Source organism: Nitriliruptor alkaliphilus DSM 45188 (assembly GCF_000969705.1).
GTDB classification, from domain to species: Bacteria; Actinomycetota; Nitriliruptoria; order Nitriliruptorales; family Nitriliruptoraceae; genus Nitriliruptor; species Nitriliruptor alkaliphilus.
The window spans coordinates 2,076,043-2,098,337 of sequence record NZ_KQ033901.1 but is presented as its reverse complement, the minus strand read 5'-3'; the positions used below and the strand labels follow the sequence as shown (position 1 = coordinate 2,098,337).

Here is a 22,295-nt window from a genome sequence, read left to right as displayed (position 1 = left end):
GACCGGGCAGTGTACTGAAAGGGCGTGGGGGCGGCCCCACGGTTCCCATCCGTTCTCGGAACGGATGGTACGGTGTCGACGCGTCCGGGACCGGGCGCACCGTGTGACCCGGGAGCTCCCGTGACCACCGAGATCCACCGTACCGTCGACGGTCAGCTGCGCCGCAGTCGCCAGCGCTACACCCTCGGCCGCCGACAGCTCGTCGACCTGCTCGTCGATGCGGGCCGACCCGTGACCATCCCCGAGCTGATCGGCATGGGTGCGCGTCAGTCGCAGTCGTCCATCTACCGCAACCTGGCGATCCTCGAGCAGGCCGGCGCGGTCCGACGCCTGACCTCCACCGACGACACCGGACGCTTCGAGCTCGCCGAGGAGCTGTCCGAGCACCACCACCACCTGGTCTGCTCGGCGTGCGGCGGCATCGAGGACATCACCCTCCCCGACCAGGTCGAGGAGGCGCTGCACGAGGCGGTCACCACCGCCCAGCGCGACCGGGACTTCGCCGTCGACGCCCACCACCTCGAGCTGGTGGGCACCTGCGGGGACTGCGGCTGAGCGACGGGCGGCTCAGGCCGCGACCGTGCCGCGACCGACGGCCCGACGGCGCGCCATCCGGTCCCGGACCTCGACCCCGGCCAGCACCAGGAAGAAGGTCAGGACCGCCAGGCCCGCGATGGTGGGACCGGTGGCCGTCGCCGCGTGGTAGCTGACGATCAGGCCGGCGACGACGGCGAGTGAGCCGACCCCGATCGCGACCGCCATCATCACCGGGACCCGGCGCGCGACGAGCGCTGCCGTGGCGGGCGGGGCCACGAGCAGGGCGAAGACCAGCAGCGTCCCGACGGTGCGGAAGGAGGCGATGATCACGCCGGCGATGAGCGCGAGCATGGCCAGGTGCGCCAACCCGGGACGCAGCCCGAGCACCTGCGCCTTCGATCGGGAGAACGACAGCACCAGGAACGGCCGGTAGAGCACGACCGTCGCCACGAGGGTGAGGACCGCGGCCACCCCGGCGACGCGGACGTCGCTCGGGCGGACACCGAGCGGCTCACCGAAGAGGATCGTGGTCAGGTCGCCGGCGTAAGCACCGCCCTTGCTGATGATCGCGACCCCCGCCGCGAGCATGCCGACGAACAGCAGACCGATCGACACGTCCTCGCCGAGCCGGCTGCGGGCCGACGCCAGACTCACCCCGCCGATCATCAGGCCCGCCGAGATCGCTCCGCCGAGCAGCAGGTTGCCGCCGACGATGTAGGCCACGGCGATGCCCGGCAGCACCCCGTGCGCCAGCGCGTCCCCCATGAAGGACATGCCGCGCAGCACCACCCAGGTGCCGATCAGGGAGCTGGCCACGACGGTGAACAGCCCCGCGTAGAGGGTGTTGCGCAGGAAGACGAACCCGAACGGTTCGACGAGCAGCTCCAGCACGGCCGACCTCTCGGGCTCCGGGTGGTGACGAGTCGAGCGGGGGCACCGTACGGCGCCCCCGCTCCCCCCGGTCGCACGAGCCGCTAGCTGGCGGCCAGCGTGGTCGCGATGGTGGTCCCGGTCTCGCGCAACAGACCGAGGTAGGTGTCGGCGGGACTCCCGGGCTCACCCAGGGCGTCGGTGGCGACCTGGACGACCTCGAGCTCGATGTCGGTGCGCCCGAGCGTCTCGGTGGCGAGCTGCTCGGCCAGGCGGACCGAGTCGGTGTTGTCGGCGAACACGACCCGGACGTCGCGCTCCTCCACGGTGTCGATCAGCGCGGCGAACTGCTGGGGGTTGGCCTCGGCCTGGGTGGACGAGCCGGGGATGACCGTGCCGACCACCTCGAGGTCGTAGCGGGCCGCGAGGTACCCGAGCGCGTCGTGGTTGGTCACGATGACCCGACGGTCGTCCGGCACGGCGGCGAAGGCCTCGGCCAGCTCGGCGTCGACCTCGCGCAGCTGCTCGTTGTAGGCCTCGGCCCGGGCCGCCCACTCGGCGGCGTCGATCTGCGGTGCCACCTCGGCGAGCTCGGCAGCGAGCAGCTCGATGCCGGTGGCCATGCGCTCCGCGTCGAACCAGACGTGCGGGTCCTCGGGACCGTGCGCGTGGCCGTGGTCGTCGTCCTCGTGACCGTGGTCGTCATCGTCCTCGTGACCGTGGTCATCGTCGTGACCGTGGTCATCGTCGTCGTGACCGTGGTCATCGTCGTGACCGTGGTCATCGTCGTCGTGCCCGTGGTCATCGTCGTGACCGTGATCATCGTCGTCGTGCCCGTGGTCATCGTCGTCGTCGTGCCCGTGGTCATCGTCGTCGTCATGACCGTGATCATCGTCGTCGTCGTGCCCGTGGTCATCGTCGTGACCGTGATCATCGTCGTGACCGTGATCGTCGTCACCGTGGTCGTGGCCGTGGAAGTCCTCGTCGAACTCGATCGGGTCGACCAGCGGCGCCAGCTCGAAGACCGGGACACCGGCCTCCGCCGTGGCTTCGAGGGTGGAGACCAGGGACTCCTCGAGCTGCAGCCCGTTGGCCACGACCAGGTCGGCCTCCTGCATCGTGGCGGCATCCCGGGCCGACGGCGCGTAGGCGTGCGGGTCGACGCCCGGCCCCATCAGCACCGTGACCTCACCGTCGTCGCCGACGAGCTGAGCGACGACGTCGCCGAGGATCGAGGTGGTGGCCACGACGCGGACCGGCTCGACCGCGTCGCTCGCGGCGTCCTCCGTCTCGGGGGTGGTGGGCTCGCTGTCGTCGCCGCAGGCGCTCGCGACGAGCAGGAGGGCCGCGGCAGCGGCGAGCGGGCGCAGGCGGCGCGGGGAACGTGCGAAGCGGAGCATGAGGGAACTCGGTCCGTTGAGGTGAGGTACGGTCGGATGTCGGTCCCGAAGAGGTTATGGGAACCGTTCCGACACCGCCAGTTCGCGCGCACCGGAGACGGCTGTGCCCCTCCTCGACGTTCCCCCTCCCGCGGTCCGCTGCCGCGGCCTGACGGTCACCTACGGTGGCCACACGGCGGTGCGCGACCTCGACCTCGAGACACCGACGGGCAGCGTCACGGCGATCATCGGCCCCAACGGTTCGGGGAAGTCCACGCTCCTCGGCACGCTGTCCGGCCTGCTCGAGCCGACGACGGGCACGGTGGAGGTCCTCGGCCGCCGTCCGACCAACGGGCGTCGCCGGGTCGCCCACGTGCTGCAGACCACCAGCGCCAACGCCGCCGTCCCCCTCACGGTGCGCGAGACGGTCCGGATGGGTGCCTACGGGCGTCGCGGCTGGTTCCGGCGGCTCACCGCCGAGGATCGCGCGGCCGTCGACGCGGCCATCGACCGCCTCCACGTGCGCGACATCGAGTCGCGGCAGCTGGTCGAGCTGTCCGGGGGGCAGCGCCAGCGGGCGTACGTCGCCCAGGGACTGGCCCAGGGGGCGGAGGTGCTGCTGCTCGACGAGCCGATCACCGGGCTCGACCTCGTCACCCAGGACGTCATCGCCGACGTGATCCGCGTCGAGGCCTCCGCGGGCCGGACCGTGATCCTGACCACCCACGACGTCGGAACCGCGGGCCTCGCCGACCAGGTCGTCCTGCTCGACACCGGGCTCGTAGCCTGCGGGACGCCGGACGAGGTGCTGCGGCCGGAGGTCCTGGCGAAGGCCTACGGGGCCCACGCCCACGTCCTCGGCGACGGGACGCTCGTCCTCGACGAGTCACACCACCACGACCACCGCCACCACGACCAGCTCTGAGGCGATCCGGCCGCGCCACGTCGGTGTCAGGCGGCGGGCGGCGGCTCGCCGGAGTCGATGTGGCCGAGCTGGCGACCCCCCAGCACGTGCAGGTGCAGGTGCGGGATGGCCTGGCCACCGAGGCTGCCGACGTTCGTGGCGATGCGGTAGCCGTCCGCGGTGTCGCCCTCCGCGGCCACCGTGCGCGCGAGCCGGAACGCGGCGTTCAGCAGCCCCGCGTGCTCGTCGTCCAGGTCGTCGGCCGACGGGATGTGCTGCTCGGTGAGGACCAGCACGTGGAACGGCGCGCGCGGGAAGATGTCGCGGATGGCCACCACGCCCTCGTCGCGCCCCACGACCTCGGCATGGTCGTCCCCCGCGACGATGCGGCAGAACAGGCAGTCGCTCGGCACGGGGTGCTCCTCGGTGCAGGCGGCGAGACCGACCGCTCAGGGTAGGTCGAGTTGCCGGACCGCGAGGAACCGCTAAGTTGAGAACCGTTCCCGGAACCAGACGCGCCCCACCGGCGCGAGGACGGCTCTCCCGTGTCCACCTCTGCCACCACGTTGCACGACGTCGTCGTCGTCGGCGCCGGCCCCGCCGGTCTCGGTGTGGCCGCCGCACTCGGACGGCTCGGCATCGAGGCGACCATCGTCGACCGACACGGGGTCGGCGCCTCGTTCCGACGGTGGCCCGAGGGCACGCGACTGCTGACCCCGTCGTTCACGGGCAATGCCTTCGGCGCGGTCGATCTGAACGCCATCACGTTCGACACCTCCCCGGCGCTGAGCCTCCTCGAGGAGCACCCGACGGGTGACGGGTACGCCGACTACCTCGAGACCGTCGCCAAGCTCGAGGAGCTGACGGTCGTCAGTGGCGTCGACGTGACCGACGTGCGTCGCGACGACGAGGCGGGCCACCTCGTGGTCGAGGTCGCCGGCGACGACCCGCTGCACGCCAGCCACGTGGTCTGGGCCGCGGGCGAGGCGGCCTACCCCCGGCGGGACGGCTTCCCCGGCGCGGAGCGGTGCGTCCCCACGATCGAGATCCAGCGGTGGGATGCCCACCCGGGTGACGACGTCGTCGTGATCGGCGGCTACGAATCGGGCATCGACGCCGCCTGCCAGCTCGTCGGCCGCGGGCGACGGGTGACGGTGATCGACCCTGGCGCCCCGTGGGAGGTCATCGACAGCGACCCCTCCAAGGCGCTCGCCCCCTACACGCACGGGCGACTTCGCCTCGCCCACGCGACCGGGCAGCTGACCCTCGTCGGCGACGTCGCCGTCGACGCGGTGACCAGCGAGGGACGGGGCTTCACCGTCCACGGTGCGTCGGGCGAGACCTGGCACAGCGACGGCCCCCCGCTGCTGGCCACCGGCTTCGACGGCTCGCTGAGCATCGTCCGGGACCGCTTCGCGTGGACCGACGAGGGGACCGTCGTCGTCAGCGAGGAGGCGGACGAGTCCACGGTGACGCCCGGCCTGTTCCTGGCCGGCCCCGCGCTCGCCCACCGCGGCGCGATCTTCTGCTTCGTCTACAAGTTCCGTCAGCGGTTCGGCATCGTGGCCGGCGCCATCGCCGCCGACCTCGGTGTCGACCCTGCTCCCCTGCTCGCCGAGCACGCGGCCTGGAACGTCCTGCTCGACGACCTCTCGTGCTGCGAGCGCGAGTGCGCCTGTTGAGGGGGGCCTCCGCCACCACGACCCCAGCGGTCGCGCTCGTCGGTCCGGAATCGTCCGGCAAGTCCACCCTCGTGGCGGCGCTGACCGGCGCCTCGGCACGCGCGGAGAACGTCGCGGGGTCGACGCTCACCGTCGAGCGCTACCCCGGACGTGACCGCACCTGGCTCGACACCCCCGGGGTCCTGCACCGAGGTGACAGCGCCACCACCCGGGCCACCCTCGACCTGCTCGACACCCACGGTGACCTCGACATCCTGCTCGTCCTGCGGGCCACCCACCTCGACGAGGAGCTCGCGGCCCTGCTGCCGCTGGTCGCCGGACGCCGTGGCGCGGTCGCGGTCACCGGTTGGGACCGGGTGGAGGACACCGTCGCCGCCCGACGGGCCCTGGCATCGGTCGCCGCCGCCACGGGTGTGGCCTTCGTGCCGCTCGACGCGCGCCGGGCGGATGCGGCACTGCCGCAACTGCGTGCTGCGCTCGGCTCGCCCGGCACGTTCACCCGCGGCCCCGTGCTGGCTCGCGTCGGGTGGCGGGTCGAACCACCACCGACGCTGCTGGAGCGCCGGGGGCTCGGTCCGATCCTCGGCCTGGCCCTGCTGCTCGGTCCGGCGGTCGGCGCGGTCGCCGCCGCTCTGGCGATCGCGGGCCGGCTCGATCCCCTCGTATCCGACGTGACCGAGCGCCTCGCTGCATCTGCCGCCGGACTGCCGTGGCCGCTTGCCGACGTGGTGGCGGGTGACTACGGGCTGCTGACCATGGGTCCGCTGCTGGTGGTCTGGGCGCTGCCGACGATCGTGCTGCTCGCGCTGCTGCTGGGGGTGCTGAAGGCGTCCGGGCTCCTCGACCGGCTGACGACGGCGACCCACCCGCTCGTGCGGCCGTTCGGGCTGACCGGACGCGACCTCGTCCGCGTCGTCGCCGGCCACGGGTGCAACGTGCCGGCCGTGACCGCGACCCGGTCGTGCTCGTCGTGCTCGCAGGACCCGACCATCGGCGCCATCGCGTTCGGTGCAGCGTGCTCGTACCAGCTGGCCGCTGCCCTCGCGGTCCTGGCCGCCGCCCAGCGTCCCGGTCTGGTGGTGCCCTACCTCGCGGCGCTGCTGCTCGGTGGGCTCGTCCACGCTCGGTTGCTGACGCCGAGGGCCCAGCGGTCGGCCGGCGGACACCTCGACCTGCACCTGCTGAGCGGACGTGCGTTCCTGGTCCGGCCCCGCCTCGCAGACGTGTGGCGCGAGGCACGGACCACCCTCCACCACGCGGGGTCGCGGGCCCTGCCCATCTTCGTGGCGATCACGGTCGCAGCATCGCTGCTGGCGACCACCGGCCTGCTCGACCTGGCGGCACGCGGCGTCGGACCGCTGCTCGCACCGCTGCGTCTCCCAGCTGAGGTGGCGCTCCCGATCGTCCTCGCCTCGGTGCGCAAGGACGGGGCGTTGCTCCTGAGCGAGCCCGGCACCCTGGCAGCCCTCGACGGCGCGCAGCTGCTGGCGGCGTTGGTGCTCGCCGGGGCGCTGGTGCCGTGCGTGGTCACCTCGCTGACCATCGCGCGGGAGCGCGGGTGGCGGGTCGCATCGCGGCTGCTCGGCCGGCAGGCCGTCGGCGCGCTGCTGCTGGCGGCAGCCGTCGCGTGGCTCGGCCGGGCGGTGCTCGCGTGACCGGATCCTCGCCCCAGGTCCTGGTGGTCGGCGCCGGCCCCGCCGCGCTGTCCATCGCCACCGTCCTGACCTGCCAGCAGGTCCCCGTCGACCTCGAGGTGATCGACCCCGCCGGCCGGTGGATGGCCGCGTGGCACCGCCGCTTCGCCGCCCAGGACATCCCTCACCTGCGCTCCCCCGCCGTCCACCACCCCCATCCCGATCCGTTCGCGTTGCTGGCCACGACGCCGCACGACGAGCTGACGCCGTCGGGCGGGACCAACCTGCCCTCCACGCGGTCCTTCGCCCGGTTCTGTGACGAGCTCGTGCACCGCCAACGCCTCGAGGACGCGGTGACCGCGACCTCGGCGACCTGCCTGCAGGTCGACGGCGATGGGGCACCGACGGTCACCCTCGCCGACGGCAGCACCCGCCGGCCCGATCACCTGGTCCTGGCCACCAACGCCCGACGCCCCAACGTGCCATCCGCCGTCCGACGGCTCGTGGGACACGACCCTCGGGTCGCGTGCGGCGACGCCGCGACCCTCGACGCCACGCCCGTCGGTGGTCACGTGGTGGTGGTCGGCGGCGGTCTGTCGGCCGCCCACCTCGCCGTCGGTGCCGCCGAGCGTGGCGCGACGGTGACCCTGCTGACCCGGCGTGCCCTGCGGGTCCGGCGCTTCGACACCCATCCGAGCTGGCTCGGACCGAGCAAGCGGCGACCGTTCGAGCTCGAACCCGATCCGCACGTGCGTCGGCGCACGATCGACGAGGCGCGTGGTGGTGGCAGCGTCCCCCACCGGATGCGGCGCCGGCTCGAGCGGTGCGAGCAGCTCGGGGCGCTGGAGCTGCGGTCGCGGGTGACGCTGACCGACGTCGAGGCCGACGACCGGGGGCTGCGCGTGCGCGACTCGGGCGGCGGGTCGGTGCGCGCGGACGCGCTGTGGCTGGCCACCGGCGGCGCGATCGACGTGGAACGGGACGTGCTGTGCCGCCCGCTCGTCTCGGGCGGTCGCGCGACGGTCGTCGGCGGCATGCCGGAGCTCGACCGCGACCTGTCCTGGCCCGGCACCCGCGTCCACCTCGTCGGCGCGGCCGCCTCGCTCGTGCTGGGACCGACCGCCGGCAACCTCGTCGGCCAGCGACGTGCGGCGCTGCGGTTGGCGGCCGTCCTCCGGGGTGACGACCCGGTCGACGCCGACCGCATCGCCACCGGCGCCGGCGCGTGCTCGGCCGCCTCGCTGCGCGTCCACGGCGACGGCCTCGCGCGGAGCCGATCGTGAGCGGCGGGCCGGCGTCCGGGTCCCGCTGCGGCGAGCCATCCGACGATCCGCTGCGCGACGTCGTCGCGGCCGTGACCTGCTGGCTCGACGACGACCGGGCGCGAGGGACGGCGATCGCCGCCGAGGCGGTCGACCGCGATCCCACCGGTGCGCTCGAGGGGATAGGCGCCCTGTGGACCGTCGTCGCCGACGTGTGCTCCGAGCTGGAGATCGACGTCGGCGCCATCGTCCGCGACATCGCACTCGGGGTCGCGCTCGCCGAGGTGGAGGACGACCTCTCGTGACCCGGACCATCGACCCGACCGTGCGTGCCATCGAGGACGCGTTGGCCTTCGCGACCGCCGCCGTGGCCGGCGACGTCGAAACGGCGATGACCACCGCGTGGGACGCACTGCGCGACGACCAGCAGCTGTTCCTCGACGCGCTCGTCTCGACGGTGCAGTTGCTCGCCGACGAGGCGCTCGACGGGGGCGTCGACGTCCGCGACGTGCTGCGCGACGTCGCGCTCGGCGTCCAGGTCGCCCACCTCGCCGAGAGCGTCGCCGAACACCACCACCCGACCGACCACCCACCCGAGACCAGGAGCTGACCCGTGGCCAAGACCAGCAAGATCGCCCGCGACCGCCAACGCCGTGAGGTGGTGGCACGCTACGCCGCCCGCCGCGCCGAACTGAAGGCGATCATCAACTCGCCGGACTCGACGGCGGCCGAGAAGACCGACGCCCAGCGTGAGCTGCAGCGCCAGCCGCGCGACGCCAGCGCGACCCGCCTGCGCAACCGCGGCGCCACCACCGGCCGCCCCCGCGGGGTGCTGTCCAAGCAGTTCGGCCTGGACCGCATCGCCTTCCGCGAGAAGGCCTTGAACGGCGAGCTACCCGGCATCCGCAAGGCCAGCTGGTAGCGCCCCCGCGAAGCGAGCACTTCGGGGCGAACCTCAGGTGGAACGCCGCCGGCCGTGCGACGTCAGCGGCTCACGGCGACGCCAGCGGCTCAGCACTGAGCCGCTCGCGTCACTGTGACGCGCTCCCGTCACACACGGGGCGTGGTCAGGCGCCGTCGAACTTGGCCGGGAAGCGGACCTCGACGGTCCGACCGTCGGCCGAGGCTGCCCGGACGAGCACGAGCACGGGTCCGTCCGTCGCGGTCACCCCCGCGGTGACGATCACCGGGTCCTCCTCGGGGGGACAGACCCCACCGACGTCGTCGATGCAGTCGGCGTTGGTGGGGTCGGGTTCGGGGCCGGGCTCGCCGCACGCCTGCGGGCCAGCGATCACACAGAGGCGCGGCTCGCCGTCGACCTCCTCGATCGTCACGTGCAGCCACCGCCACCTCTCGTCCACGGATCGTGTCCCCGAGACGGCGGGTGAGTTCCACGCCTCACCCGGCAGGTGGCGGCCCAGCGTCTCGGTCACGCACGCCATGCCCGTGTCAGGGGATCTCGGGGAGCGGTCCAGTGGAGGGCCGAGCTCACCCGTGACCCGCACGGCGCTCAGCTCGCCCTGGGTGACGATCTCCGCCGGGTAGCGCCGCAGGTCGCCGCCGCCGGGGCCACCCATGTAGCCACCCGAGGCGCTCCACCTCGACCCGAGGGTGTCGCCGAACCACGGGGCCGAGGCGCACCAGCCGACGAGGTTGCGCTCGAGGTGCGGTGAGGTCGCATCGAGGACGTACACCTCCCCGTCCTCGTCACGGACGACGAACACGGGGGTGCGCTCCGGGCCGTGCCATTCGGCCACCGCTTCGCCTGGAGCCGGCAGCGGCAGGAGTCGGGCCGAACCTCCACCGGCGCCCTCCGCGACCGCAGCGGCCGCGTACCACGCCTCCGGCTCGCCCCCCGGTGGGAGGACGAGCACGCCCTCCGGCATCCGCCGGACGAGCCCGGTCACGACGCCGTCCGGTGTCGGGTTGCCCAGCTCGGATGCCACCGCGAGCCGCGGCGCGTTCTGACGGCAGCGACCGTCGACCTCGCAGACCCGGGGATCACCCGGTGCACCGCCGAGCCGGACCTGCGCCCAGACCCAGCGATCGTCGGGGATGTCGGTCCCGTCGATCGCCGGCACCTCGGCAGGCGGCACGTGCGCCACGATCGGGCCCGTGACCGGATCGTCGCGCCCGCTGCCCTCGCAGTTCGGTCCCCGCTGAGGTTGCCTGGCGCGCTCGTCGCTACGGGACCGCGTGCGGATCACGTCGCCGGTCACCCGGACCGTCTGACCGTCCTCGGCCAGGACCGCGTGGTGATCGGGAAGCGCGTGCGGCGCCGGCCCTCCCGTCCAGTCGCCCCAGGCGTTGAACCGCGCGCTGTGCATGAGGTCCTCGAACCACCCGCTCGACGGGCAGTACACCGCGAGCTTGCCGAGCCAACCGTGGCCGTGAGGGTTCGCTGCGCCGAGGACGTAGACCTCGCCGTCGGCGGGGTGGGAGACGAAGACCGGGGTGCCGTCGTCGAGGTAGGCGGCGATGACCTCACCGACCGGCGGGACCGGGAGAACACCGTCGACGGCGACGGGTTCGCCTCCGGCACCGACCTCGGGGCGCGCCGGCTCGATGGTCGGCGTGCCCGGCGACGTGAGCTGTCCGACCAGCAGGACCACCAGCAGCACCGCGAGCACACCGGCCAGCGCGCCCGCGAGCGGCCGTGCGATGACGCGGCGCTCATGCCGGCCGGACGCTGCGGGCCCGGGGACCTCGAGGCGATCGGCCAGCGCGGCGGCCTCGCTGCGGGCGGCCTCGCCGGCTCGCCGGGCGCGGGTGTCGACGTCGATGGTCATCGTCCGCCCTCCTCGTCCTGCAACAGGACCGCCAGGCGTTGCCTCGCCGTGTGGAGCTGGGCCTTGACCGTGCCCTCGGCGCTGCCGACGACCTCCGCGATCTCGGCCACCGGCAGGTCGCCCGCGTACCGCAGCGCCACGACGCGGGCCTGCTTCGCCGGCAGCCGCCGGACCGCGTCCCAGAACGGCTGCTCGTGGCCGAACGCCTCGGTCACCGGTTCGTGGCGCCGGCCGGCCAGCCGCGTGACGGCGCGTGCCTCCGCCCCGAGGCGCCGCAGCTGCGAGGTCGCCAGGTTCAGCGCGACCCGCTGCACCCACAGGTCGGGCCGGTCCATGCGTCCGACCTGCTCCCACCGGTCGTGGGCACGTAGGAACGCCTCCTGCACCACGTCCTCGGCGCCGACGCGGTGGCCCCGCAGGGCCAGCACGACCGCCAACGTCGAGGTGACCTGGTCGGCGTAGAAGCGCGCGAACGCCCGGGGTACCGCCGCCTCGGTGCCGGCCCCGACGTCGTCACCCAGGCCGGCCGCTGCCCCGATGTCCACCCCGCCTCCGGTCCCGTCGGTCTCGTCCGCTGCTGTACAGGAGAGACGCGCGAACGGGCACCGCAGGTTTAGTCGAGCACACCACCCTGCGGGCCCAGGGGCTCCCCGCGACGCCAGCGGCTCAAGGGTGAGCCGCTGGCGTCGCCGTGACGCGCTGACGTCGCACGGTGCCCCGCGCCGCGGGTCAGAGGTCGAGGGAGAGGACGAGCGGGGCGTGGTCCGAGGGCTTGTCCCCGGCCTGGTTGTTGCGGCGGAACACCGTGTCCACCGCGATCGAACGGATCGTGAGGTCCTGGCTGACCAGCGCCGCGTCGATCCGCATCCCCATGTTCCGCCGGAACGCGCCGGCGCGGTAGTCCCAGTAGGTGAACCCGACCTCGTCGCCGTGCAACGTCGTCCAGGCGTCCTGCAGGCCGAGGTCGAGCAGCGCCTGGTAGCGGATGCGCTCGTCGGGGGTGACGTGGGTCGAACCGACGAACAGCGCGGGGTCCCACACGTCGCGGTCGTGCGGTGCGACGTTCCAGTCACCGGCCACGACCACGGGGCCCGCGGCGAGCAGTTCGCGCAACCGGAGGTGGGCGGCGTCGAGGAAGTCGAGCTTCACCTGGAACATCGGGTCGTCGATCGTCCGCCCGTTGACGACGTAGACGCTGATGAAGCGGATGCCGCGGACGGTGCCCTCGATCCACCGCGCCTCGGCCTCGTTGGGCTCGCCCGACAGCCCGGTGACCACGTCGGTCACCTCCTCGCCCTGCGGGACCAGCAGCGCCACCCCGTTCCAGCGACCCTCGCAGTGGTCGATCACCTCGTAGCCGGCCAGCGCCAGCTCCTCGCGGGGGAATGCGACCGCGGCGCACTTGGTCTCCTGGACCAGCAGGACGTCCGGGGCGTGCACCTCGAGAAGTTCGAGGACCCGCGGCAGTCGGGCCTTCAACGAGTTGAGGTTCCAGGACACGACGCGCAACGGGGACCTCCATGGGCGGCAGGCAGCGACGGGACGCCCGCCGTGATCGGGCGAGGCGGGCGCGACCGTACGCGGGTCGGAGCCGTGCGGCAGGTCGTGGGGTGGCCACCAGCTCACCGGTGACGGGCCGCGCCGCTAGCGTCCGGCCCCCTGCGCCCTGCTGCCCGGCGCTCCCCACCCCGCTCCCGACCGGACGAGATCGCCGTGACCGACCTCGCGCCCTCCGGCAGCAGGCGCCCCGCGTGGCTGACGGCCCCGGTGCTGACGGTGGCGGCGCTGTCGATCGCGTCCGGTCTGGCGCAGTTCTCGGTGACGGCGGTGATCGGCGACGTCGCGTCGGCGTTCGGTGAGCCGGGAACCGGGGACGACCTGGCTGCCCAGATCGGGTTGCCGACCACGACCCTCGGTGCCGCGCTGGCGCTGGTCCGTCTGGCGTCGCTCGGCGCGCTGCCCGCGTCGGCCCTGGCCGACCGTTTCGGACGCCGCAGCGTGCTGCTGACGTTGGCAGCCCTCGGCCTCAGCCTGACGACGATGGCGGCACTGGCCCCCTCGTTCTGGGTCTACGTCGCGCTCGTGGCGCTCGCCCGTCCGCTGCTCAGCGCCGTCAACGCGCTGGCCGGCGTCGTGGCCGCCGAGGAGACCACCTCCCGGGACCGATCCGCGGCGATCGCGCTCGTGACAGCGGCCTACGGGGTCGGCGCCGGCGTGGTGTCGCTGGCACGCACCGCGCTGCCGGGCGAGCCGTCCTTCCGGGTCGTCACGGCGTTCGCGCTGCTCCCGTTGATCGCGCTGCCGTTCCTCGCGCGTCTGGTGCGTGAGCCCCGCATCGCCCGCACCTCGCAGCACGCCCGGGGATGGCCCGGGGCGATCCCGCGCGAGTACCGGGCACGGGTCACGCTGCTCGCGGCGCTGACCGGCACGATCGGGCTGGCGACCGGCCCTGGCTTCACCTACCTGTTCGTCTACGGCGAGGACGTGCTCGGCGCGTCGGCCGGGTTCAGCTCGCTGCTGGTGCTCGGGGCCGGTCCGGCCGGTCTGATCGGCATCCTGCTCGGTCGGGCGGGCGCCGATCGGCTCGGCCGACGGGTGACGGCCGGCGCGCTGATGGCCCTCGTCGGCGCGTCCGTCGCGTACGGCTACGCCGGGACGCAGCGCGACCTGGCCATCGGCTACCTCGCCGCCATCGCGTTCTCGTCCGGGTTCGCGCCGCCGGCGGGAGCGCTGGCCGCGGAGCTGGTGCCGACCCGGATGCGCGCCACGGTCGCCGGCTGGATCACCGTCACCGGGGTGATCGGGGCCGTCACCGGCCTCTTGACCTTCGGGGTGCTCGCCGATGCTGCTGGGTCCTTCGCCGCCGCGTCGCTGACCGTCGGCATCGTGGTCGCGGTGGTGGCCCTCGGGTTCGCGGCCCTCCCCGAGACCCGAGGTCACGAACTCGACGAGGACGAGGACCACGACGCGGTGTCCCCCGGCCCGGCGAACTGATCGGCCCCGCCCCGGTGGGCGCTCAGCGCTTCTTCGGGGGCGCGAACACGTCCCGCAGGGTGCCCGCCACCCACGCGACGAGATCGTCCGGCTTCGGGCGCGGAACGGGGATCAGCAGCGTGCCACGCTCGGCGTTGTAGCGGTGTCGCGGGTGCAGCCGGTCGAGGCGGACCTCCTGGGACGAGGTCAGGCTCACCGGCGAGATACGCAGCTCCGGCGGCCGCACCGTCCCCGGCGTGACCACCACCTCGGTCACCTTCCACCGGCGCAGGGCGGCCTTCAGCGCCGTGAGGGTCAGCAGCCGTTCGGCCGGCTCGGGCAGGGCGCCGAAGCGGTCGATCAGTTCGGCGCGGACGTCCTTGACCCCGGCGGCATCCCGGACCGCCGAGATCCGCTTGTAGAGCTCGAGCCGCTGGGTGGCGTCCGCGACGTAGTCGTGCGGCAGGTGGGCATCGACCGGCAGCTCGAGCTTGATGTCGACCTGTTCCTCGATGGGCTCGCCCGTGAGGTCGGCGACCTCCTCCTTGAGCAGCCGCGAGTACATGTCGAACCCGACCGCGGCGACCTGGCCGGACTGCTCGGCGCCGATGACGTTGCCGGCGCCGCGGATCTCGAGGTCGCGCATGGCGATGGCCAGCCCACTGCCGAGCCGGGTGTGCTCGGCGATGGTCTTGAGGCGCTCGTAGGCGGGCTCGGTGATGGACCGGCCCTCGGGGAACAGGAAGTAGGCGTACCCACGCTCGGACGAGCGTCCGACGCGGCCACGCAACTGGTGCAGCTGGGACAGGCCGAGCACGTCGGCACGCTCGATGATGAGGGTGTTGGCGTTCGGGATGTCGAGGCCGGCCTCGATGATGGTGGTGGCGACCAGCACGTCGAACTCGCGCTCCCAGAACCGCACCATGACGCGTTCGAGCGCCTTCTCGTCCATCTGCCCGTGGGCGACCTCGACGCGGACGTCGGGGACGAGCTCCTGGAGCTTGGCCGCCGCAGCGTGGATGGTCTCGACTTTGTTGTGGAGGTAGAAGACCTGCCCGTCGCGCAGCAGCTCACGCCGGATGGCGAGCGCGACCTGGGCCTCGTCGTACTCCTGCACGACGGTCAGCACTGGCTGGCGGTCCTCAGGTGCGGTCTCGATCACCGACAGGTCCCGGATGCCCGACACCGCCATCTCGAGGGTGCGCGGGATCGGCGTGGCCGACATGGACAGGACGTCCACCGAGGTCCGCAGCTGCTTCAGCTTCTCCTTCTGCGACACCCCGAAGCGCTGCTCCTCGTCGACGATGACGAGGCCGAGGTCCTTCCACACGGCGTCCTTGGACAGCAGCGCGTGCGTGCCGATCACGATGTCGATGGTGCCGGCCGCCATCCCGTCGAACGCGGCCCGCTTGTCCTTGTCGGGCACGAACCGGCTGACCACGGCGAGGTTGACCGGGAAGCCGGCGAAGCGTTCGCGGAAGGTCTCGTGGTGCTGCTGGGCGAGGATGGTCGTCGGCACCAGGACGGCGACCTGCTTGCCGTCGAAGACCGCCTTGGCCGCGGCACGGACCGCGACCTCGGTCTTGCCGAACCCGACGTCACCGGCGAGCAGCCGGTCCATCGGCAGCGGCGCCTCCATGTCACGCTTGATCTCGTCGGCGACGGTCAGCTGGTCCTGGGTCTCGACGTGGGCGAAGGAGTCCTCCAGCTCGGTCTGCATGGTCCCGTCGGGGGAGAACGCGTGGCCGGGCGAGTGCATCCGTGCGGCGTAGAGGCGGATCAGCTCGGCGGCGATGTCGCGGACGGCCTTGCGGACGCGGGACTTGGCCTTCTCCCACTGCGAGCCGCCGAGGCTCATCACGCTCGGCTTCTCGCCGCCCTGGTAGCGGCTGATGGCGTCGACCTGGTCGGAGGGCACGTACAGGGTGTCCTCGCCCGCGTACTCGAGGACGACGTAGTCGCGGTGGGCGGTGCGGCCCTTCTCTCCCGGGAACTCGCGGGTGATCATCCCGCGGTAGGTACCGACCCCGTGGGTGCGGTGCACGACCGGGTCGCCGACCTCGAGCTGCAGCACCGCATCCGCCGCGGTGGTGCGGTTGCGGGTGCGCTTCGCCGACCGTCGCCGTCGCGGACCGAACACGTCCCAGGTGCCGAGGACGGCGAGGTCGAGCTCCTCGGACCGGAACCCCTGACGGAGCGGCGATGGCACGACCTCGACCCGGGCGCCAACGCCGGTGGGGTCGGCGGCCTCGGCGAAGGCGGTGGGTAGGCCGTGCTCGTTGAACACGTCGGTCAGCCGCTTGGCCGGCCCGTGCCCGTCCGCCGAGACCACGACCCGCAGGCCGTCGCGCAGCATCCCGCGGACGCGTTCGGCCAGCGCGTCGACGTCCCCGCGGAAGGACTCCCACGGCGCCCCGTCGACGCGGGTGGCGTCGGCGGCGCCGAAGGGAGCCAGACGCCACACCTCGTCGGGGGCGACCTCCAACAGCTCACCCGGGGCGGCGAACCCCGAGCCGTGACGGTCCTCGTCGGCACTCATCTCCTCGCCCGCCAGCGACTGCCAGGCGGTCTCGAGCAGGACCTCGGCCTCCTCGCGCAGCTTGGTGGCGCGCTCCTCGAGCAGGATCGGGTCCACCAGCGCGACACCGGCGCCGGCCGGGAGGAACTCGGGCAGCAGCTTGGTGGTGGGCCGCAGCAGGGTGACCAGCGACTCGATGCCCTCGAAGGTGCGGCCCTCGGCCAACGCGTCGAGCTGTTCGGTCAGCTTGGGCCAGCGGCGGAGGGCCTGACGCGCGTCCTCCTGGAGCCCCTCGTCGAGCACGACCTCCCGGGCCGGGTCGCAGACGACCCGTTCCACGGGTCCGGTGGAGCGCTGGTCGCCGACGGAGAAGCAGCGCAGCGACTCGACGTCGTCGCCCCAGAACTCGACGCGGACGGCCTGGTCCTCGGCGGTCGGGAAGACGTCGACGATCCCGCCGCGGACCGCGAACTCACCGCGGGTCTCGACCTGTGCGACCCGGCTGTAGCCGAGGGCGGCGAGCCCCTCGATGAGGGCGTCGAACCCGTCCCACCGGGCGTCGAGGACGATCGGGCGGCTGACGCCGAGGTTGGGATCCATCGGCTGGAGCGCCGCACGGATGGGTGCGACCACGGCCAGCAGCGGGTGCTCGTGTGCGTCCGGGTGGGTCAGCCGGTCGAGGACCGCGAGGCGGCGGCCGACGGTCGCCGGCTGGGGTGAGAGGCGTTCGTGCGGGAGGGTCTCCCACGCGGGGAAGACCGCGACGCGTTCCTCGCCGAGGTAGGCGGCCAGCCCGTCGGCCACCGCGTCGGCGTCGGAGGACCGCGGGACGAGCACGAGCAGCGGGGTGACGCGGTCGACCAGCAGGCTCAGCAGGTAGGGCCGCAGCGCCGGCGGCGCGACGAGGTCGCGGTCGGCCAGCAGCACGTCCCAGTCGGCGCGCCCGCGGCGCAGCACGGCCGCCAGCGAACCGACCGCGTTGCCGCGGTCGAGGACGTCGTCGATGGAGGAGGGAGCGCTGGCGTGCGACACGTAGGACCTCGGGGCGGCGGGGGCGTCCGGCGCGACGGCGGACGGCCGACCCGTTCGCGACCCGGGGGTACGGATCGGACGGCTCGGCTGCAGGCATCTGGAGTTGGCGGCCCCCAGTGTGCCCCGCCGCCGAGACACCGGCGACACCGGCCCCTGCGAGAGGGGGGCAACCCCTCAGCCGACCGCTGGTTCAGCGCTGACCGAGGGGTAGGAGCGCAGCGAAGACCGATCAGCCCAGCGCCGACCGCCGTGACAACGAGAGGCGAGCCACGACGTAGGTCACGAGCGCGATCGCAGCCAGGCCGATGAACAGCAACGGTCCGGCGGGGTCACCGAGCAACATCGAGCGCTGGAGACCCAGGAACGCGTAGGTGGCGGGCAGGAGCCACGAGACGGCCTCGACCGGCATGTTGATGCGATCGAGCGGCATGAACAGGCCGGAGAAGAAGATCGCGGCGAGGAACAGCAGCATCGACAGCTGGACCGCCTGGCTCTCGGTCGCCGACGCCGCCGCGACCACGAAGCCCAGCCCGATCGAGGCGAGCAACGTGAGCGCGATCAGCAGCGCGAACGCCAGCCAGCTGGCCGGCGCCGGGACGTCGAAGACCAGGACGATCAGGGCGGTGAGGGCGACGGCCGCCAGGCCACCGAGGAACAGGAACGCGAGGCTCTTGCCGGCCAACCGTTCCCCCGTCGACACCGGCGACACACGGAGCAGTTCGAGGGTGCCGGTCCGGCGCTCGCGCACCAGCGAGAAGGCCGCGAACGTGATGCCGAGGTGCTGGAGCATCAGGGCCACGAGCCCCGGCGCGTAGAACCGGTCGATGGTCACCGGCACCGGCGTCTGGCTGACCACCTCGGAGGCGAACGGCCGGACCACCACGCTGGCGTCGACCGCCCGCAGCTGCGTGACGGCCTCGTCGAGCTCGGCCAACGAGGCCTGCGCGTCATCGAGCTCCGCGACCCCGTCGATCGACGAGAGCTGGTCGAGCTGGCGCGCACCGTCACGGAGCGTGCCGATGAGCTGGTCGATCTCGCCACCGAAGCCGAGCAGGCCCGCCGGAGCCCCGGTCTGCTCGAGCACGTCGGCGAGCTGTTCGAGTTCGGGCCCGAGCTGGCCGGCGGTCCGCTGCACGGCGGCGATGTCCTCGTCGTCGACCGCGGCGCGGAAGCGGTCGAGCTGCTCGCGGGCCTCCGCGAGACGATCGGCGTACTCGCCCGAGCGGTCCTGCACGCTCGCCAGCGCCTCCTCGAGCACCTGGTCGTTGATCTCGCTGATGGCGATCCGCGAGGCGACCTCGATCTGGGCGTAGGTGACCGGGTCGAGGCTGCGTTGGTGCACCCGTATCAGCGCCCGCTTGCCCTCACCCAGGATCGCGACGGCATCGTCGGGCAGGACGATGACGAGGTCGACCTCACCGTCCCGGAGGGCGTCGAGGGCTCGCCGCTCGTCATCGGTCGTGCCCCGGTAGTCGATCTCGACCGGCTGCTCCTGGCGGATGAACTCGTCGACCTGGTCGGTCAGTTCACCCTCGCCACCGACCACGAGGGTCCTGAGGTCCGGCAGCCGATCGTCGTAGCCGAGTCCGAAGACGAACAGCACCAGGAACGGGCCGACGACCAGGGTGAGCAGCAGCCGCGGCTGACGCATCGTGGCGACGACCTCGCCGCGGACGAACGCGCCGATGCGGACCAGGGCACTACCCACGGCCGTACCCCCCGTCCTCCGGGGCGCGCCGCCCCGCGTCGGCGCGGTGCCGGTCGATCAACGCGACGAACACGTCGTCGAAGGTCGCGCCTGCCGGCCCCCGCCCGTCCCCGAACGCACGCCGGCGCAGACCGTCAGGGGTGTCGACCGCCAGCGTGCGCCCGTCGACGAGGACGGCCACGAGGTCGCAGTCCGCGGCCTCCTCGACGTACTGCGTCGTGACGATGATGGTGACCCCGTCGTCGCGCAGCGCGGCGAGGTGATCCCAGATGCGCCGTCGCAGCACCGGGTCGATACCGGCCGTCGGTTCGTCGAGGACGACCAGGTCCGGGTCGTGCACGAGCGCGGCGGCCAACCCGATCCGACGCTGTTCACCGCCCGAGGCATCGCGCAGCTTGGTGCGCCGCTGGTCGCGGAGGTCGACCAGGTCGAACACCCCCTCCACCCGCCGCCGCGCGGCCCTGCCCCGTCTGGTCGGCCAGAGCCTCGATCGCCACGGCAGCCCGTACATGGATGCGGCGAGGTTGAGGTTGTGGCGCAGCGACAGCTCGGGGTAGAGCGCCGACGACTGGGGTAGGTAGCCCACCCGGCGGCGGTCCTCCCGGTCGAACTCGAGCGGCGATCGACCGAAGACCGTGACCTCGCCCGCCTCGGGCGTCGCCGTGCCGAGGATGATGCGGACGGCCGTCGTCTTCCCCGACCCGCTCGGACCCACGATGCCGAAGATCGTGCCGCCCGGGACGTCGAGGTCGAGCTCCTGCAGCCCGGCGTCGCCGCCGAAGGTCAGCGTCGCGCGGACGACCTGCACGATCAGCGGCCGCGCACCGCCGTTTCCCGCACTCATGCCCGCCTCCCTCGGCGCCGCTGCGGCTCTCGGACCCTATGGCGGCGCGAGGGTGGACGACCCGACCGGCCGGCCGGGTGTCTGGCCAGGCCCTGAGCCGCACGGCACTCGGCGCACGATCGCCGTTGTCGTCTCACGGCGGTCGGCGGAGGTTGCTCGACATGTCGTCCGCTCACCGTCGCTTCGTGTGCCCCCCGGAGGTCCGGGGGCGAGCGTCACGCGCTGAGCCACCTCGATCCTCCGGGGGGAGTCGCACCAGCACCACCGCGACCCCACGAGGAGCGATCGATGATGACGACCACCGCACCACCCCTCCCTGGCTCCCACGTCCCCGTCGATGACGCCCGTCGACTGCTGAGCCTGCACGACCTCACCGACCCCACGCAGGTCGGTCCGGGCCAGCCGCCGCACGCCGTCCAGCTCGCCGCCGACGAGATCGTCGCGGCGCTGGCCGCGACCGGCGTCCCGGTCCACCGCCACCGGACGAACCCCGTCGTGGCGGTGGCGGACAACTACGACCGGCTCGGCTACCCACCCGTGACCGAGGACGACCTCGAGGCTCAGATCCGGACGGTCGTCACCGCTGCGCTGCCGGGCATGCCCCAGCGCACCATCCCAGCCGTCCACCCCTACACCCGCGCCGGCCGCCAGATCGAGGTGGCCGACGAGCGTGGCGCCTGGATCGAGATCGGCGAGTGCGTCTGACCGACCATCGACGACATCCGCCTGCTGCGGGCCACCGACCCGCGCATCGCCGAACAGATGCACGACCTGGCCCCCTACCGGCCGGTGTCGTCGATGCCACCGGCGACCCGCAAGCTGTCGGTGACGGTCCCGGCGACGTCCACTCCTGGGCGGCGAGGACCTAGCGGGGCTTCGGGCGCGGGCGGTTGGCCTGGTTGGGGTCGATCCCCTTCGGGATGGGCAGCGACTTGTCCAGGGGCTTGAGCCTGCGCTCGAGCTTCGGGACGTCCTTCTTCCCGACCTCGCGCGACATCTTGGTCACGTGGACCTGGAGCTTGCGGATCGGGACCTGACCGTCGCCGTCGCCGACGAGGACGGTCCGGACGGGGGCGTCCCCAGCGACCTTCGTCAGGCGCTTCTTCTCCTTGGCCAGCAGGCTCTTGGTCCGCTGCGGCGAGCCCTCGCCGACCAGGATGATCCCAGGGCGCCCGACGACACGGTGGACCAGGTCCTGCTTGGCGGAGTAGGCCACGGCCGGGGTGACGAACCACTGGCCCCGCAACGTCTGGAGCACCGCGGCGGCGGCGCCGGGCTGGCCCTCGATGGCGAGGTACTGGGCCTTCTGCACCCGGCGGCTGAAGACGAACAGCGCGCCGGTGAAGGCACCGAGGAAGCCGAACACGGCCATCAGCCAGATGAGGCCGATGAGCATGCCGGCGCCGACACCGATCAGCAGGCCCACGGCCATGCCGACGAGCACGAGGGGCAGGGCACGCGGATCGATCTGCTTGAGCTGTCGCCACGCGGCCATCATCTGGCGGATGCGTTCCCTCACGGTGCGCCTCCTACCCGACTCAGCGGGTGTGGTAGCGGTTCTGGGTCGGCTCGAGGCCCTCGCCGATGACCTGGCCGACCGCGTCCGCGGCCTCCTCGAGCACCACGTCGATCGCCTCGCGGTCAGCGGGAGGCGGCCGTCGCAGCACGTAGTCCTTCCCCGGCATCCTGCCAGGTGGGCGGCCCACGCCGATGCGGATACGGACGTAATCGCGCGTCCCGAGGGCCCGGTCGACGTCCTTGAGCCCGTTGTGGCCCGCGTGGCCGCCGCCACGCTTGAGCTTGAGGGCTCCGGGCGGCACATCGAGCTCGTCGTGCAGGACGATGACCTGCTCGGGTGGGATCTTGAACCAGGCGGCGGCGGCCTGCACCGGCCCGCCCGACAGGTTCATGTAGGTCGTGGGGACGGCGAGCACCGCCGGTACACCGGTCGTACCGATCGCACGGACCTCGGCGATCTCGCAGCGGACCCGCTTGTTGCGCGCCAGTTCGGTGTGTTCGCGGGCGGCCAGCAGCCGGACGGCATCCGCCCCGACGTTGTGTCGGGTCCCGGCGTACTCCGACCCTGGGTTCCCGAGCCCGACGACCAACCAGCGGTCGGCGGCCACGGCGTCCTCCACGGATCGGGCGGCACCGGAGCCGCGT

21 protein-coding genes are annotated in these 22,295 nt (G+C 73.1%); 10 read left to right on the top strand and 11 right to left on the bottom strand.

Features of this window, described 5'->3' with window-relative positions; all coding sequences use genetic code 11:
- Positions 1–120 precede the first annotated feature (120 nt).
- Entirely contained in the window at positions 121–555 is a 435-nt protein-coding gene (locus NITAL_RS27980) for a Fur family transcriptional regulator (RefSeq protein WP_052666085.1), read from the top strand.
- A 12-nt stretch (positions 556–567) separates the two neighbouring features.
- Here NITAL_RS27980 and NITAL_RS09860 read toward each other — a convergent pair whose 3' ends face one another.
- Both NITAL_RS09860 and NITAL_RS09855 read right to left on the bottom strand, forming a co-directional pair.
- Positions 568–1,428 (bottom strand): metal ABC transporter permease, encoded by an 861-nt coding sequence (locus tag NITAL_RS09860; RefSeq protein ID WP_211262311.1) that lies wholly within the window; start codon positions 1,426–1,428, stop codon positions 568–570.
- Positions 1,429–1,511: 83 nt separating this feature from the next.
- The gene (locus NITAL_RS09855; RefSeq protein ID WP_052666084.1) at positions 1,512–2,807 is read right to left on the bottom strand and encodes a metal ABC transporter solute-binding protein, Zn/Mn family; all 1,296 of its coding nucleotides are present in this window, start codon (positions 2,805–2,807) and stop codon (positions 1,512–1,514) included.
- 103 nt (positions 2,808–2,910) lie between these two features.
- Between NITAL_RS09855 and NITAL_RS09850 the strand changes: the two genes are divergently transcribed.
- Positions 2,911–3,711 carry a metal ABC transporter ATP-binding protein gene (locus NITAL_RS09850; RefSeq protein WP_083441413.1) on the top strand — a complete coding sequence of 267 codons (801 nt, stop codon included), beginning with the start codon at positions 2,911–2,913 and terminating at the stop codon, positions 3,709–3,711.
- A gap of 26 nt (positions 3,712–3,737) precedes the next feature.
- Here the strand turns inward: NITAL_RS09850 and NITAL_RS09845 are convergent, their stop codons facing one another.
- Positions 3,738–4,103, bottom strand: a complete 366-nt coding sequence (locus NITAL_RS09845; protein ID WP_052666083.1) for an HIT domain-containing protein — start codon at positions 4,101–4,103, stop codon at positions 3,738–3,740.
- Positions 4,104–4,235: 132 nt separating this feature from the next.
- Here NITAL_RS09845 and NITAL_RS09840 point away from each other — a divergent pair, with 132 nt between their 5' ends.
- The 6 genes from NITAL_RS09840 to rpsN are packed head-to-tail and all read left to right on the top strand — an operon-like array spanning position 4,236 to position 9,190.
- Entirely contained in the window at positions 4,236–5,372 is a 1,137-nt protein-coding gene (locus tag NITAL_RS09840) for an NAD(P)/FAD-dependent oxidoreductase (protein WP_052666082.1), read from the top strand.
- Entirely contained in the window at positions 5,369–7,027 is a 1,659-nt protein-coding gene (locus NITAL_RS09835) for a nucleoside recognition domain-containing protein (RefSeq protein ID WP_083442136.1), read from the top strand. Before NITAL_RS09840 ends, NITAL_RS09835 begins: the two co-directional genes overlap by 4 nt.
- Positions 7,024–8,289, top strand: a complete 1,266-nt coding sequence (locus tag NITAL_RS09830; protein ID WP_169786804.1) for an FAD-dependent oxidoreductase — start codon at positions 7,024–7,026, stop codon at positions 8,287–8,289. The genes NITAL_RS09835 and NITAL_RS09830 overlap by 4 nt, the downstream gene beginning before the upstream one ends.
- Positions 8,286–8,573: a hypothetical protein gene (locus NITAL_RS09825; RefSeq protein WP_052666079.1), complete on the top strand. Its 288-nt coding sequence runs from the start codon at positions 8,286–8,288 to the stop codon at positions 8,571–8,573. Before NITAL_RS09830 ends, NITAL_RS09825 begins: the two co-directional genes overlap by 4 nt.
- On the top strand, positions 8,570–8,878 hold the full coding sequence (locus NITAL_RS09820) for a hypothetical protein (protein ID WP_052666078.1): 309 nt from the start codon (positions 8,570–8,572) through the stop codon (positions 8,876–8,878). The genes NITAL_RS09825 and NITAL_RS09820 overlap by 4 nt, the downstream gene beginning before the upstream one ends.
- A gap of 3 nt (positions 8,879–8,881) precedes the next feature.
- A complete protein-coding gene (gene rpsN, locus NITAL_RS09815) occupies positions 8,882–9,190 on the top strand; it encodes a 30S ribosomal protein S14 (RefSeq protein ID WP_052666077.1) in 309 nt (102 codons plus the stop codon).
- A 145-nt stretch (positions 9,191–9,335) separates the two neighbouring features.
- Here rpsN and NITAL_RS09810 read toward each other — a convergent pair whose 3' ends face one another.
- The 3 genes from NITAL_RS09810 to NITAL_RS09800 form a co-directional block, all read right to left on the bottom strand.
- Positions 9,336–11,057 carry a hypothetical protein gene (locus tag NITAL_RS09810; RefSeq protein ID WP_052666076.1) on the bottom strand — a complete coding sequence of 574 codons (1,722 nt, stop codon included), beginning with the start codon at positions 11,055–11,057 and terminating at the stop codon, positions 9,336–9,338.
- Positions 11,054–11,602 carry an RNA polymerase sigma factor gene (locus NITAL_RS27975; RefSeq protein ID WP_169786803.1) on the bottom strand — a complete coding sequence of 183 codons (549 nt, stop codon included), beginning with the start codon at positions 11,600–11,602 and terminating at the stop codon, positions 11,054–11,056. The genes NITAL_RS09810 and NITAL_RS27975 overlap by 4 nt, the downstream gene beginning before the upstream one ends.
- 184 nt (positions 11,603–11,786) lie before the next feature.
- Positions 11,787–12,566 (bottom strand): exodeoxyribonuclease III, encoded by a 780-nt coding sequence (locus NITAL_RS09800; protein ID WP_052666075.1) that lies wholly within the window; start codon positions 12,564–12,566, stop codon positions 11,787–11,789.
- Positions 12,567–12,770: 204 nt separating this feature from the next.
- Between NITAL_RS09800 and NITAL_RS09795 the strand changes: the two genes are divergently transcribed.
- Positions 12,771–14,051: an MFS transporter gene (locus NITAL_RS09795; protein WP_052666074.1), complete on the top strand. Its 1,281-nt coding sequence runs from the start codon at positions 12,771–12,773 to the stop codon at positions 14,049–14,051.
- A gap of 22 nt (positions 14,052–14,073) precedes the next feature.
- Here NITAL_RS09795 and mfd read toward each other — a convergent pair whose 3' ends face one another.
- The 3 genes from mfd to NITAL_RS09780 form a co-directional block, all read right to left on the bottom strand.
- Positions 14,074–17,580: a transcription-repair coupling factor gene (mfd, locus tag NITAL_RS09790; RefSeq protein WP_052666073.1), complete on the bottom strand. Its 3,507-nt coding sequence runs from the start codon at positions 17,578–17,580 to the stop codon at positions 14,074–14,076.
- 229 nt (positions 17,581–17,809) lie between these two features.
- A complete protein-coding gene (locus tag NITAL_RS09785) occupies positions 17,810–19,288 on the bottom strand; it encodes an ABC transporter permease (protein WP_052666072.1) in 1,479 nt (492 codons plus the stop codon).
- Positions 19,281–20,132, bottom strand: coding sequence for an ABC transporter ATP-binding protein (locus tag NITAL_RS09780; protein WP_052666071.1), 852 nt, complete (start codon positions 20,130–20,132; stop codon positions 19,281–19,283). The genes NITAL_RS09785 and NITAL_RS09780 overlap by 8 nt, the downstream gene beginning before the upstream one ends.
- A gap of 288 nt (positions 20,133–20,420) precedes the next feature.
- Between NITAL_RS09780 and NITAL_RS09775 the strand changes: the two genes are divergently transcribed.
- A complete protein-coding gene (locus NITAL_RS09775; RefSeq protein ID WP_052666070.1) occupies positions 20,421–20,837 on the top strand; it encodes a hypothetical protein in 417 nt (138 codons plus the stop codon).
- Positions 20,838–20,997: 160 nt separating this feature from the next.
- Here NITAL_RS09775 and NITAL_RS09770 read toward each other — a convergent pair whose 3' ends face one another.
- Together NITAL_RS09770 and pth are read right to left on the bottom strand one after the other, a co-directional pair.
- Positions 20,998–21,651: a DUF4191 domain-containing protein gene (locus NITAL_RS09770; protein WP_052666069.1), complete on the bottom strand. Its 654-nt coding sequence runs from the start codon at positions 21,649–21,651 to the stop codon at positions 20,998–21,000.
- Positions 21,652–21,670: 19 nt separating this feature from the next.
- On the bottom strand, positions 21,671–22,258 hold the full coding sequence (gene pth, locus NITAL_RS09765; RefSeq protein ID WP_052666068.1) for an aminoacyl-tRNA hydrolase: 588 nt from the start codon (positions 22,256–22,258) through the stop codon (positions 21,671–21,673).
- Positions 22,259–22,295 lie beyond the last annotated feature (37 nt).